The organism is Actinocrinis sp., from assembly GCF_035653575.1.
In the GTDB taxonomy this organism is placed as follows: Bacteria; Actinomycetota; Actinomycetes; order Streptomycetales; family Catenulisporaceae; genus Actinocrinis.
Genome location: NZ_DASRBQ010000135.1, coordinates 1 through 12659, shown reverse-complemented (window position 1 = coordinate 12659; position 12659 = coordinate 1). Strand labels below are relative to the sequence as shown.

Here is a 12659-nt window from a genome sequence, read left to right as displayed (position 1 = left end):
CCAGGACGCGCTGCTCTCCGCCTACGCGCTCAACAGCAGCCGCAATCGAGTGCTTCTCGAAGAATCGGTCCGACTCGTCGAGCTGCTCCGGGCACACGGCGTCGCCGTCGCGCTTCGCAAGGGCGCCTATCTCGCGCCGGCGGTCTACGGAGACCCCGGACTGCGTCCGATGAACGACATCGACATCTTCGTCGAGCGTGCGCAGGCGCGCGCGGTGGCCGGGGTGCTCGAGGCGGAGGGCTACGTCGCCGGATCCGTGGACGCCCGCGGAACGATCCATGCGCTGACGCGCCGGCAGAACGTGTTTTGGAACGTACATGTCAACAACTTGCCGACGTTCCACCGTCCCGGCCTCGGCCCGATCCAGCGCACCGTCTCGGTAGACGTGTGCTTCGACCTGTTCCTTCCCGCGAGCGGGTCCTCGCTTCCCGCCGCGGTCCTGCTCGACGAGGTCGTCGACTTCGAGTCGTGCGGGGTGCGCGTGCCCGTGTTCCGCCCCGAGCACTTCCTGCTGGACGTCGCCGCGCACCTGTACAAGGAGTCGACGACGTTGCGCTACATCGAGAAGCTCAAGCACCAGCGGCTGCTGCAGTACGTGGACGTGGTGAGCCTGATCGCCGCGAATCCGCGCCTCGACTGGACAGTTCTGCTCGACGCGGCGCGAACGGCGCACGCCAGCCGGAACGTGTACTTCGCCCTCGCCAACGCGGAGGAACTCTTCCCCGGACGGGTTCCGTACGACGTGCTGGCCCGGCTCGCCGCGGACGGCGAGGTGCCGGACGGCTTCCTCGCCGAGTACGCCGCCGTCGATCTCGACACGCCGCTGCACTGGAGCAGTTCCCGCATCGCCGATCGGCTCTTCTCCGACGAGCGCCCGCGGGCGGCGTCGCGATCGCCGATCTAGCAGAGCCCACCCTCCGCCTCGAGAAACGAGAGCCTGATGAGCGCGATCGTCCCGTACGACCTGTACGGAAAATCCATTCTGGTGACCGGCGGGACCGGTTCCTTCGGCCGGGTCTTCGTCCGGCGCGTCCTGAAGGAGTTCGCACCGCGCCGCCTGGTCGTGCTCTCTCGCGACGAGTTCAAGCAGTTCGAGATGGCGGCGTCGATCAATGGCCCGAACGTCCGCTACGTCGTCGGCGACGTGCGCGACCGGAGCCGGCTCGGGCGGCTCTTCTCCGGCATCGACGTCGTCGTGCACGCGGCCGCCCTCAAGCAGGTGCCCACGGCCGAGTTCAACCCGATCGAGTGCATCCGGACAAACGTGCTCGGCGCGGAGAACGTCATCAACGCCGCGCTCGACGCCGGGGTCGAGCGGGTGGTCGCGCTGTCCACGGACAAGGCGACGAACCCGATCAACCTCTACGGCGCCACGAAGCTGTGCTCGGACAAGCTCTTCATCGCCGCCAACGGACTCGGCAGCGAGAACGGCACCCGGTTCTCGGTGGTGCGCTACGGAAACGTGGTCGGCTCCCGCGGCAGCGTCATCCCCTTCTTCGAGGAGCGCCGCGCATCCGGCACGCTGCCGATCACAGACCCGCGGATGACCCGCTTCTGGATCACGCTCGAACGCGGAGCCGAGTTCGTCATCCAGGTGCTCGCAATGATGGGCCGCGGAGAGATCTTCGTGCCCAAGCAGCCGAACATGCGGATGGTGGACCTCGCCACGGCGATCGCCCCGGAGTGCGCCCAGCGGATCATCGGGATCCGGCCGGGCGAGAAGATCCACGAGGTGCTGATTCCTGCGGACGAATCCAGGCACACGCTCGAGTTCGACGACTTCTTCGTTATCGTCCCCGCGTTCCACGAGGCATGGGGGAGCAAGCCCCCGCAGACCTACGCAGGCCTGGTCGGCAAGCCGGTCGCGACCGGTTTCGAGTATCGCAGCGACGACGCGGCGGACCGCCTGTCCACCGCCGAGCTGCGCTCGCTGATCTACCCGCAGGCAGCGACGACCGCCGCACCCGACGAACCCAGGAGGTAGCCGTGTCCACTGCCCCGTCCGCCCTGACCGAGAGCCAGCTGACCGACTTCGAACGGGGCTTCTGCGTCGTCGAGAGCATCCTCGACGAGCCTGCGATCGCCGCGCTGAAGGCGGCGGTGGACGCATTCGCCGACGCCACCAGCCGCTCGGCCGACCTGGGCCGGAACCTCTCGCCGCGGGCGCGCGACCGGGTCAGCAGACTGGTGCGTTCTCCGCTGCTCCACCAGATGCCGCCCGAGCGGCCGCGCGCGCACGAATCGCCGGAGCTCGGTCGGCTGACCTGGCACCCGCGGATCACCGCCGTCCTCGACGAGTTGATGGAGCACTGGCGGCCGCGGGCCGAATGGTCGCTCACCGGTGACCTGCCGCCGGTGCTCGACGTGCCCGAGGACCCGCGCCGCGGCCGGTACGTCCTGCACCACATCAACGCCGCCCGGCACGACGCCGGAACGGCCGGCCTGCCCTGGCACCACGACTACGACCAGTATCCGCAGACCAATCGCTCCCACCTAATGGTGCACGTGCTGATCTATCTCAATGGACTGAACGGCACCGTCGGCGACCTCATGCTGGCCCCCGGAACCCAGTGGTCCGTAGCCAGCAAGCGCGCCCTGTGGCAGCTCGGCTGGCAGCCGCTGCCCGGTGCCGTCGTCGTCGACGATCTGCCGCCCGGATCGGCGGTCTTCATCCAATCGGCGATGTTCCACGCGCGCATTCCCCGGCCCGGCGGGCAGGACGAGCCGCGGTACTTCATCGACCTGTCCTACTGCCAGCAGGGAATCCACTGGCCCAACGGGTACCGGGACTCGCATCGCGCGCTGCGGCAGAGGCATCTGGCCGAGGGCGGCCAGCGGGCTTGGATGTTCGACGAGGCCTGCTTCTTCGACTCCGTTGCGGCACACCACATCACCGAGACGGCGCGCGGAAGCCTGCTCGCGCAGCCGATGTCCGCTCCGTGACCGGCTCTCCACGCGTCATCACCTGCCATCAGCCGACGTATCTGCCGTGGGCGGGTCTGTTCCACAAGCTCGCCCTCGCGGACTGCTTCGTGGTGATGGACGCCGCCGAGTTCACTCCGCAGAACTGGATCAACCGCAATCGGATCAAGGATTCGCACGGGTGCTTCTGGCTCACCGTCCCCGTTTCGCGCGCGGACTGTGCCTCGCGACGGCTGATGGACACCGCGATACAGGCGGCCCCGCCGAGCGAAGCAGCGAGCTGGCAGCGACGGCACTGGCGCAGCCTGGAAAGCGCGTACGCGCACGCACCCCACTGGAGCCGCTACGCCGGAATGTTCGAGGAACTATACCTCGGGCGCACGTGGACGCGGCTCGCCGAGCTCAACGTCGTCCTGCTTCGCAGGCTCGCCGAAGTGCTCGGCATCGAGGCCGAGTTCGTGCTCGCCAGCGAGATAGGCTGGCAGGGCCGCAAATCGCGGCTCGTGCTCGATCACTGTCGCAGGACAGCCGGCTCCGTCTACGTCTCCGGCATCAACGGGCGCGACTATCTTATCGAGTCCGAGTTCAGGGACGCGGGCATCTCAGTCGTCTACCAGAACTACAGCGGACCGGTCTACCCGCAGTTGTGGGGCGAGTTCGTGCCTGACCTGTCAGTGGTGGACCTGCTGTTCAACGCGGGACCGGAAAGCGGGCCGCTGCTGTTGTCGGGAAACCCGACGCGCGCGCCGCTCAACGAGGCACTCGGCGCAGGTACGGCTCCGGCCGTGGTCGAGATGGCGGCCGGCCCGGAGTTGGTCGTCCGACCCCACCGCGGAGAGTGAGTCACCCGTGAGTGCCCCCAGGCTGTCCGTCATCATCCCGTGTCGCCTCGGCGGCGGGCCGGGAGCGGAGATGAAAGGAGCGCTCCTGCGGCTCACGTTGGTAGCCCTGGACTGCCAGACGACACCGAAGGACGACTTCGAGGTCGTCATCGTGGACGACGCAAGCTCCGTCGACCTGGACGGCTTCGTCAGGAGCTTCGGCGATGAGCATCCGTCGCTCTCACTGCGAGTCCTGCGCAACACGGGGCCGGTATACGGCCAGTCGCACGCCTACAACCTCGGTCTCGACGCGGCGCGCGGCTGCATCGTGCTGCTCTGCACCGACGATTCGCTGCTCGCTCCCGCCGCGGTGGCGAGCCACATCGCCGCGCACGAGCGGCGGCTCGAACCGGCCTACGTCTGCGGCGTCGAGCGGCAATACATGTTCAGCGTCTTGTTTCGCGACGTCATCGCCGGAACGCTGCAACCGCCTGGCGACCTCGCGATCCGCGCCTTCGGTTCATTGCTCGGCTTCACCGATCTGCGCCGTACCGCGGAACAGCTGGGATTCACGGACTGGATCGTGACGCCGGATCTGGTGCGGCACCATTTTGGCGAACTTCAACGCAGGTCCGCACTCACCCCGGGCTTCGAGGACATGTACAGGGAGCTCGAAAGCGACCGCACCGACATGGACTGGCTCGCCGTGCGGATGGGCAACCACTCGATACGCCGTCAGACTCTGAAGGAGATCGGCAACCTCGATGAGGGCATTGGCGGCGGTAACTCGGACCAGGCTCTCGGCCTTCGTCTCCAGGACGCCGCAATACCCATCGTGCTCGATCGAGGGGCGCACAGCGTCCTGCTCGAACACCGCAGGGACCTGCGGTCCTTCACCGGCGAGAGCGGTCTGGCGGCGCTGGCCGCGCGCTGGCCCAGGCCGGACGTATCTCGGCTGCGGGAGTACTTCGCACTGGGATACGAGAGATCCATCTCCACGTACCGAGATCTGCTCCGCTGAGGAAGGCGGTAAGCGGCGGATGCCAGACCACTCGCCGTCGTGTTTCTCAGCGGTATGCCGCCGCCTGCATCTCGAACAGTTCGGCATAGAGGCCCGCGTTCGCCATGAGCTCGTTGTGGCTTCCCTGTTCCAGGACGCGGCCGTCGCCCAGGACGATGATCAGGTCGGCCATCCGGACCGTGGAGAAGCGGTGTGAAATCAGAAGGGTGATTCGGCCGTCGCTCTTTCCGATCCGGGCATTCGCGGCGATCCGCTTGAACAGCGCGTGCTCGGACTGCGGATCCAGTGCGGCACTGGGCTCGTCGTAGACAGAGAGCAGCGCCGATGGACGCATCATCGAGCGCGCTATGGCGATCTTCTGCCACTGGCCGCCGGAAAGGTCTACGCCGCCGGCCCACTGAGCGCCGAGTTGCGTGTCACCGCCCTGGGGGAGGTCCGCGACGAACCGGGCGTCACCCGCTTCAAGCGCGGACGCGACCAGCTGTTCGTCGTCGAGTCTGGTCGCGTCGCCGACGCCCACCGCGCGCGCGGCGGTGAACTCGAACCGGGCATGGTCTTGGAAACCCGCCGTGATGCTGCGCCGGTACGCCGCCAAATCGAGGTCCGCAAGATCCTTGCCGTCGATCAGGATCCGGCCGCGGTTCGGTGCGTACATTCCGGTCAGCAGCTTGACCAGCGTCGTCTTCCCCGCGCCGTTCTCGCCGACCACGGCGACGACGGCTCCGGCGGGCAGCGTGACCGAGACGTCGGAAAGGACCTGCCGGTCGTCTTCGCCGTACCCGAAGCCCACTGCGTCGAGCTCGACGCCCTTGGTGAGCCGCGGCGGCGGCGGTGGCGGCAGCGCACGCCGCTCGAGCGTGGTCTGATCCTCCAGCCACCGGTAGTGCTCGGCGACCGCGCCGATCCGGGTGACCGACCCGCTGAGATCGGTGAGCCGGGCGGCGCCGGCGACGACCGCAGCGGCCAGGGTCACGGTCAGCGCCACGTCGCCCGCAGTGGCCGATCCGCGAGCCACCTGGCGCAGGACCAGGATCAGCGCTCCAGCGTAGGCAGCCGTGAACAGCAGCCAACTGGCGGCGTTCGCGGCGACCGACTTGAACAGCGCGGACTCGGTCTTCGCGCGCACGGCCTCGGCGGCGGCCCGGTGCCTGTCGAGCAATTCGTCGCTGAGGTTGTAGACGCGCACGTCCTTGGCGGACTGTGCTCCCGTCGAGAGCGTGAACAGGTGTTGGGCGAGCCGGCGCGGCTGCGCGGCCTGCGTCTCCGCGCTCTGCTTCAACCGCTCGGAGCGCCGGCTTAGCCAGATGGCCGGGAGCGCGATGATCGGCACCAGGCTGAGGAGCGGCTGTAGGCGGCCGAGCAGGATGACGGTGCTGACGAGCTGCGCCAGCACGACCGGTCCGATCAGCGCCAGCGTCATGCCGTTGGCCAGATCCTCGGTGCCGCGCTTGAGCACCTGGACGCGATCCCAGAACTCCGGCCGTTCGAAGTGTGTCAGCCGCGGCGCCTCGGACGTGAGCGCCAGCAGCCGTCGCTGGACGACCATGACCGACCGTTCGCGCATCCTGATCGTCGCCCACCGGTAACCCACCGGGGCGAGCACCGTGAGCAGCACCGCGATTCCGGCCAGCACGGCGCCGAGCACCACCTGCGGCCGGTCGTGCTGGTAGGCGCCGTCGACGAGCGGACGGACGCCGAGGGCGAGGGCGAGGGGTGCGACGAACGTCGTAGCACTGACACAGGTGTAGAGCAGGCAGACCCCGAGCCCGATCTCGCGAGCGATTCCGGCCAGCAGCCGCGCGGTGTAGGAAGGAAACCTCATCGGTTGGTCACCACTTCGGAGTCGGGGGCGTCTGGGTCGGCGAAGCGCGCGGCCTGCAGCTCGAACATGTGCGCATAGCGGCCGCCGCGGTCGATGAGTTCGTCATGCGTGCCCTGCTCCACCACGTGGCCGTCATCGAGCACCACGATGGAATCCGCGCGACGTACCGTCGAGAAGCGATGCGAGATCACGACCGCCGTCAGGCCCTCGGTGAGTTCCAGGAAGCGCTCGTGCAGCCGGGCCTCGGCGCGCGCGTCGAGATGTGCAGCCGGTTCGTCCAGAATCAGCAGGCGCGCACCGTGCCGCACCGCGAACAGCGCCCGGGCGAGCGCGACCTTCTGCCACTGGCCGCCCGACAGATCCGTGCCGTCGGTGTATTCCGAGGATAACGGCGTGTCCCACCCCGCGCCGAGGGCGGCGAGGTCTTCGGCGATCTCGGCTTCGGCAGCGGCTTGAACTATGCCGGCCTCGTCGGCCATCGCGTCCACGTGGCCGAATCCGACGTTTGCACGGGCCGGCAGCGCGAATCGGATCGAGTCCTGGAAGACCGCCGCGATGTTGCGCCGCCATGACTTCTTGTCGGCGCCTGCCAAGTCCACGCCGTCGACGGCGACGCGGCCCTCAGTCGGCTCGTACAGCCCGCAGAGCAGCTTGACCAGCGTGCTCTTGCCGGCGCCGTTCGCACCGACGATCGCCAACGAGCGGCCGGCCGGGATCTCGAGGCCGAGGGCGGTCAGCGAATCCGAGTCCGCGTTCGGGTAGCGGAAGGATACGTTCTCGAAGCTGATCGAGCGCGTCGGAGCGGTGATCGTCGCGCCGCCCGCGCTGTCGCCCTCGGCGCAGCCGTTGACGGCGTCGACCGCGTCGGCGTACTTGCGCAGGGTCGCCAGGGCCAGTTCCGTCTGCAATCCCGTCCACGCCGACTGCTGGATTCCGGTCAACACCAGAATCAATGATTGGATGTACACGGCGGCATTTCCGGGAGCCACCTGCCCGTCGACCGCCCGGGCGGCGATCCAGGCGAGCGAGCCGAGCACCGTCACAGCGAGTGTTCCGGTGGCCAGCGTCGGCCTGCGCGGAATCGGCGTGAGCACCGACCGCATCGACTCCTGCCAGGTGCCGGAGAAGGCGCGCAGGAGGAATCCGCTTAGTCCGAAGACCCGGACCTCCTTGGCCGCGGCTGGCTCGGATCCGAGCGCGTAGAGGTATTCGAGCCGCCGCGAGCTCTCGGCATTGCCGTAGTGGTGCGCGGCCTCGGTGCGCGAGGCGACCCGCTCCTCCCGTGCCACCCACAGACCCGCGGCCGCGACCGCGAGGCCCGCCCACGGATCGAAATGCACGAGGGCGACCACCGCGCCCGCGACGACCAGCCAGGAGGTCACCAGGCCGCTCAGCGTCGTCGCCAGCCGTCCCGGCCGCCCCCAGGCGGCGCGGAAGGTATCCCGGCCTACGCTCAGCAGATCGGCCGTGCGCGCGTCCTCGAGGTGGCCGATTCCCTCGGGCCGCATCACGGCGGCCATCAGGTCCCGCTGCAGCGCCGCGTCGATGCGCAGACCCAGCGCGGTCGCACCGGCCGTCCGCACAGCGCTCGCCGTCCACTGCAGGAACAGCAGCACGGTCGCGGCGAGCACCCAGAGCAGCGCATGGTGTCCGGCCATAGAGCCGAGTCCGTCGCGCGCGACTGCGGGAGCCGCCGCGGCGAGCGCTCCGACCACGCTGACCACCGCCAGCGGCGCCGCGGCGGACAGCAGCGTGGCGAACAGGGTCAGCAACGCGATGCCAGGACCGGTCCGCCACGCGAGTTCGGCGAGGCGCGGGTAGAGCCTGATTCGATTCCCCGGACCGGTCGACGGCTTGCGGATCCTGGAAGCCACGTAGCGGCCTTTCTCCCCGACGTTCCCACAGAGCGGTTCATCCTCTCCGCCCGTCCGCGATGTGCACAAGATGAGCGGTGCTGCGCAGTCGCGCGTCGTGCGCCGTGCGAACACTCCTTTCCAGCGAACACCTCGAACGGTTTAATGCGGCTTGCCGTCCCATGTCTATCCCGGGGAAGTGCCATGCTCATCGTGCTCGACGGAGTGTATTCGGCGGGGAAATCGACCCTCATCAAATTGCTGGCCCGACATCTCGCCGAGGAATCCGGCGAGCCGACGGTCACCGACTGGAATTCCTCGGAACTCGTCGGCGAGCTGATCCCGAGGTGGAAGCGGGAAGGCAGGCTCGGCGCCTACTCACTCCTCTTCGCCGAGGCCACCGACTTGGCACACCGCTGCGAGACGGTGATCCGCCCCCGGCTCGAAGCGGGCGAGGTGGTGATCGCGGACCGGTACGTGCTTTCCGGAATGGCCCGAGCGCTGATTCGCGGCGCCGACCGAAACCTGGTCGAGGCGGCTTTCGGGTTCGCGCCGCGTGAATCGTTGACGGTCCTCGTCGAATGCCCGGCTCGAATCACTCTGGAACGGAGAATCCGGCTGGGCAAGGTGCTCGACGGCTATCACAGCGGTCGGGATTTTCGCCAAGGCTCGAGCGTCGAGGAGGACTTCGTCGAATACCAGGAGACGATGGCGCGGCTGTATCGCGGCCTCGTTCCCGACCGGGGCCGTCGCATCTACATCGACACGACGGCCATGACACCGAACGCGGGGGTTGAGACGATCATGGCCTGCGTCCGTGCACTGCGCGAAGCGGTGGGCGCGGCGTCGTGAGGACCCACGTGACTCGAGTGACGGACTAGGTCGAGGCGGTCGATCGATCCGCGCCGTGCGGCCGTGGCGCGCGGCGAGCCTGCCGCGCGACGCTGCGCGAGACCATATTTCCTCTGTCGCTGACCTCAGAGATTCTCGACGGCCGCCCGGCGCTCGAGTCCCTGTGCGATGTTCTCCCACAGTTGCGCGCAGGCTCGCGCGGCTTTGGCGATGATCGCGGCCTGATGCGGCGGCACCCGTGTCGCGTAACCGGCCTCCTCGATGCGGATGATGCGGGTGTCAAGCCAGCGGATCAGGGTCCTCCCGTCCTCGGAGTAGCGCAGCGCGGGGTCGCGTCGCAGCGACTCGAGCACGTTGACGAGGTTGACCGGTTCCGGCCGGGCATGCGGACCTGGATCAGCTGCGGACAGCACAGCTCCGGCTCGGTCGCCGTCGCCGGGCAGCAGGCTGCGCCCCTGGCGCAGCCGGTCACGCACGTCCCGCGCGGTACCCACCGAGATTCCGGCCTGCCGGGCAACCTCGCGTAACGAGGCCTTGGGGTTGCGCTCCAGCACCTCGCCCGCGCGGATCCGCCCGGCCGCGACGTTCAGCGGGCGCAGTCGTCCGTCCGCTCCGACGCGCATCCCGGACTGGTCCACATCAGCGCAGGAGCCGACTCTCAGCGCGGCGACGGTCTTCGTGGCCAGCCCGGTCTTCGCCGCGATCAGCCGATCTGACCACTCGGGATAGCTGCGGATGATCCGCGCCGCGCAGTTCTTCCGGTCGTGCAGGCTCAGCGGGAGTCCGTTCGCGACGTTCGCCTCGACCGCCTTGACGAACGCCTCGCGGTCGGTTCCGTCGAAGAACTCCACCTCGATCGCGATCGCCCCGGCGAGCCTGGCCGCATGCAGCCGGTGTACGCCGTCGATGACGCGCATCGTCGCACGATGGACCAGGATCGGCGGCAGACGCGTTTCGACGGCAGCGAGGATCCCGACGTACTCCTGGTCGATCCCGTCCGTACGCGGCGACTCTCCGGCACGCAGCAATTCGAGTGGAAGGAAGGTCGTCGTCGCGGGCGATAGTTCGCGCGTGGATCGGTCGGAATCGGCAAGAAGGGCGTCCAGCATTTAGTCTCCCGGGACAGCGCCGCGCAATGATGTTCGCCATACACGCTGTCATCGGGCGCTACCTCACCGGTACCTTCCGACTACGTCGCATCTCCCCGCAGCGCCAGCAGGTCACCGAACTCGTCACCATGGCCTTCCAGAGCACTGCTTGGGCGGACTCGACGGGCAGTGCCAGCCGATTCGGCCGCCATCCGGCGGCGCTCGCCGCCGCTATGGTTCCAACCGAGCAGCCAAGTCCTCGATGTCGGCTTCGAGATCGACGAGTACCATGTCCGTGACATAGCCGAGCTCGCGGTTCACCCGGATCATGTGCGAGTTCTCAACGGCTGACGCGGTGATAACGCTCTTGAGCGCGGGATACTCGCTCGTCAGCCAGCGCATCATCTCGGCTTTGATGTAGCGCCCGAGACCCCGCCCGCGGAACGCGGGCAGTACGGCGGTGTCCTCCTGGTGGCCGCGATCCGTCTCGTTCACCCGCATTTCCATCTCGGTCAGCCCGGCGATCGTCCCGGTGGGCTCGTGGACGGCCGCGACCACATACAGCTTCGTGCCGATCGCCCTGGCGGCGGCCTCGTGTCGGCGGACTTGTTCCACCGTCCAGGTCGGGTGTGTGTATGACTGATCCCCCGTCGGGGCGTCTGTGATCGCGGTTCGCGCCCGCGCGTACTCGACGACGAATTCGTCGGGGGTCGAGTCGACCCACCGCAGGGACCGGAATTCCGGCGGTGCCGATACCTGCCACAGCGCATTGGTGGCGTCGTTGACCGCCAGCGACTGGACAGCCACCCGATGAACCGGGTGAAAGCCGTGGCGCCGCGCCCAAATATCGCCGGTCGAGCCCTCCCTCATCCCCTGGCTCGCGATTACGTGCCGGCCGTCGGCGTGTAAGGACGGTAATGCCGCCCGTACCAGTGCCGCCCCGATGCCCTGTCGCCGCATGTGCGGCAGGACCTGGACATTGACAACGCCGATGTGCTTGTTCTCCGCAGGCGGGAAGTAAGCCATGACGACGGCGACGATGGTCCCGTCGACCCGAGCGACCCAAGCGCGGCGTGGTCCGATACGGGCAGTGGGCACGCTCATCCGCTCGGCGAAAGCCTCGAACGACGGAATCGGCAGGTCGGGAAGATCCTCGCGCTGCACGCCGGAGACCACCCCGTAAACCTCGACGAGGTCGCGGTGCGCAGCGGCGGGGGTGAGCTCCTCGAGCTTTATCTCGGTCATATACGCTCCCAGGCGGATGAGATCTGTCGGCCCAGCCCGTGGTCGGCCGGGACGTGTGGTGCGGCGGATCGCTGTCCGCTCTCCGCGGCGATCATCACGAGCGCGATCATGATGAGGCCGAAGCTGAACAGGCCGAGCGTGAGAATGATCGCCGCATGGAGACAGACGGCCAGCCCTAAACCGCCTCGGCGGATACGAGGAGAGCCAAGGGTGGCTGCGGCTATGCCGAATTCCGTGGCGACGGCGCCCCACGTCATCGCGGTGCCAGCCCAGGAGATGGACAGCAGGGGCTCGATCAGGCCGCGCACGCCAGGGGGAACATTCCAGCCCGGTGCCATGAGCACCGTCCGCAGCGCGGTTCCGTCGCGCCACGCTGGGTAGCTCAGCTTTGATATCGCCGCGTTGACGTAGATGATGACGACCTGGCATCTGAGCACGAGGTGGGCGGCGCACGAAATGCCCCGCCACACCGGCTCCAGGCCCGAAACCGGACGCTGCCAGTGCCAGACCCGGCGATCACCGAGGCAGTAGGGGATCAGAAGCATCGCGAGTATCTCCGCTACGGCATCGCCGCCGTTGCTAGCCGTGATACGCGCGCTCATGCTGAACGTGATGTACCAGTGCGGTACGCACAACCATCGCGGCCAGAGACCACATATGACTCCGACCAGCACGGTGCAGGCTACCAACTCGGCTATGGAGGACGCCGCATTCCCGGAGCCGGCAGCGCACCAGAGCGTCAGCGAGTTCACGCCGCGGCAAAGACTGCCGCCCGACGCCCACGGGGTGGCGCCGAACAGGAGGCGCTCTGGATTGGCTAGCAGGATGCTGAGTTGCGCCGCGCCGAGCAGCGATCTTCCGGCAGCGAACAGTCGTCCCCGCGCGTCGAAGGACTCGAGTTGCGACGACCAGCGCGTCAGTGCGGACATGAGACGGCGACCAGCGCGGCTGGTTCAGAGCCTGCCTGCGCGGCACCGAACCCGACGTCCGGCGGCTGGGCGACGAACAGGTTAAGTCCGCAGATGAGCGCCGGCT

General features: G+C 68.1%; 11 protein-coding genes. 6 read left to right on the top strand and 5 right to left on the bottom strand.

All coding sequences use genetic code 11. The features are described 5' to 3' along the window. The 5 genes from VFA06_RS19210 to VFA06_RS19190 form a co-directional block, all read left to right on the top strand. On the top strand, positions 1–904 hold a 904-nt coding region (locus VFA06_RS19210), incomplete at its 5' end, for a nucleotidyltransferase family protein (protein WP_324842009.1). 36 nt (positions 905–940) lie between these two features. Continuing rightward, a complete protein-coding gene (gene pseB / locus VFA06_RS19205) occupies positions 941–1984 on the top strand; it encodes a UDP-N-acetylglucosamine 4,6-dehydratase (inverting) (protein ID WP_324842008.1) in 1044 nt (347 codons plus the stop codon). Between the two features lie 2 nt (positions 1985–1986). Then, positions 1987–2943 (top strand): phytanoyl-CoA dioxygenase family protein, encoded by a 957-nt coding sequence (locus VFA06_RS19200; protein ID WP_324842007.1) that lies wholly within the window; start codon positions 1987–1989, stop codon positions 2941–2943. Continuing rightward, positions 2940–3764, top strand: coding sequence for a WbqC family protein (locus tag VFA06_RS19195; protein WP_324842006.1), 825 nt, complete (start codon positions 2940–2942; stop codon positions 3762–3764). Before VFA06_RS19200 ends, VFA06_RS19195 begins: the two co-directional genes overlap by 4 nt. Positions 3765–3834: 70 nt before the next feature. After that, entirely contained in the window at positions 3835–4764 is a 930-nt protein-coding gene (locus tag VFA06_RS19190; protein WP_324842005.1) for a glycosyltransferase family A protein, read from the top strand. Positions 4765–4810: 46 nt separating this feature from the next. Here VFA06_RS19190 and VFA06_RS19185 read toward each other — a convergent pair whose 3' ends face one another. Then, on the bottom strand, positions 4811–6586 hold the full coding sequence (locus VFA06_RS19185; RefSeq protein WP_324842004.1) for an ABC transporter ATP-binding protein: 1776 nt from the start codon (positions 6584–6586) through the stop codon (positions 4811–4813). Continuing rightward, the gene (locus VFA06_RS19180) at positions 6583–8460 is read right to left on the bottom strand and encodes an ABC transporter ATP-binding protein (protein ID WP_324842003.1); all 1878 of its coding nucleotides are present in this window, start codon (positions 8458–8460) and stop codon (positions 6583–6585) included. The genes VFA06_RS19185 and VFA06_RS19180 overlap by 4 nt, the downstream gene beginning before the upstream one ends. 183 nt (positions 8461–8643) lie before the next feature. Between VFA06_RS19180 and VFA06_RS19175 the strand changes: the two genes are divergently transcribed. Further along, positions 8644–9291, top strand: a complete 648-nt coding sequence (locus VFA06_RS19175) for a hypothetical protein (RefSeq protein ID WP_324842002.1) — start codon at positions 8644–8646, stop codon at positions 9289–9291. Between the two features lie 125 nt (positions 9292–9416). Here VFA06_RS19175 and VFA06_RS19170 read toward each other — a convergent pair whose 3' ends face one another. The 3 genes from VFA06_RS19170 to VFA06_RS19160 all read right to left on the bottom strand — a co-directional run bounded on the left by VFA06_RS19170 (position 9417) and on the right by VFA06_RS19160 (position 12553). Beyond that, positions 9417–10400 (bottom strand): ParB/RepB/Spo0J family partition protein, encoded by a 984-nt coding sequence (locus VFA06_RS19170; protein WP_324842001.1) that lies wholly within the window; start codon positions 10398–10400, stop codon positions 9417–9419. A 210-nt stretch (positions 10401–10610) separates the two neighbouring features. Beyond that, entirely contained in the window at positions 10611–11555 is a 945-nt protein-coding gene (locus VFA06_RS19165; RefSeq protein WP_324842000.1) for a GNAT family N-acetyltransferase, read from the bottom strand. A 65-nt stretch (positions 11556–11620) separates the two neighbouring features. Continuing rightward, complete coding sequence (locus VFA06_RS19160; RefSeq protein ID WP_324841999.1) at positions 11621–12553, bottom strand: hypothetical protein; 933 nt, start codon at positions 12551–12553, stop codon at positions 11621–11623. Between the last annotated feature and the right edge of the window lie 106 nt (positions 12554–12659).

What these genes read in the sequence shown, in the direction of transcription:
- pseB (WP_324842008.1), top strand. Translation starts at nt 941, where the DNA reads ATGAGCGCGATCGTCCCGTACGACCTGTACGGAAAATCCATTCTGGTG.
- VFA06_RS19190 (WP_324842005.1), top strand. Translation starts at nt 3,835, where the DNA reads ATGAAAGGAGCGCTCCTGCGGCTCACGTTGGTAGCCCTGGACTGCCAG.
- VFA06_RS19185 (WP_324842004.1), bottom strand. Translation starts at nt 6,586, where the DNA reads ATGAGGTTTCCTTCCTACACCGCGCGGCTGCTGGCCGGAATCGCTCGC.
- VFA06_RS19175 (WP_324842002.1), top strand. Translation starts at nt 8,644, where the DNA reads ATGCTCATCGTGCTCGACGGAGTGTATTCGGCGGGGAAATCGACCCTC.
- VFA06_RS19170 (WP_324842001.1), bottom strand. Translation starts at nt 10,400, where the DNA reads ATGCTGGACGCCCTTCTTGCCGATTCCGACCGATCCACGCGCGAACTA.
- VFA06_RS19160 (WP_324841999.1), bottom strand. Translation starts at nt 12,553, where the DNA reads ATGTCCGCACTGACGCGCTGGTCGTCGCAACTCGAGTCCTTCGACGCG.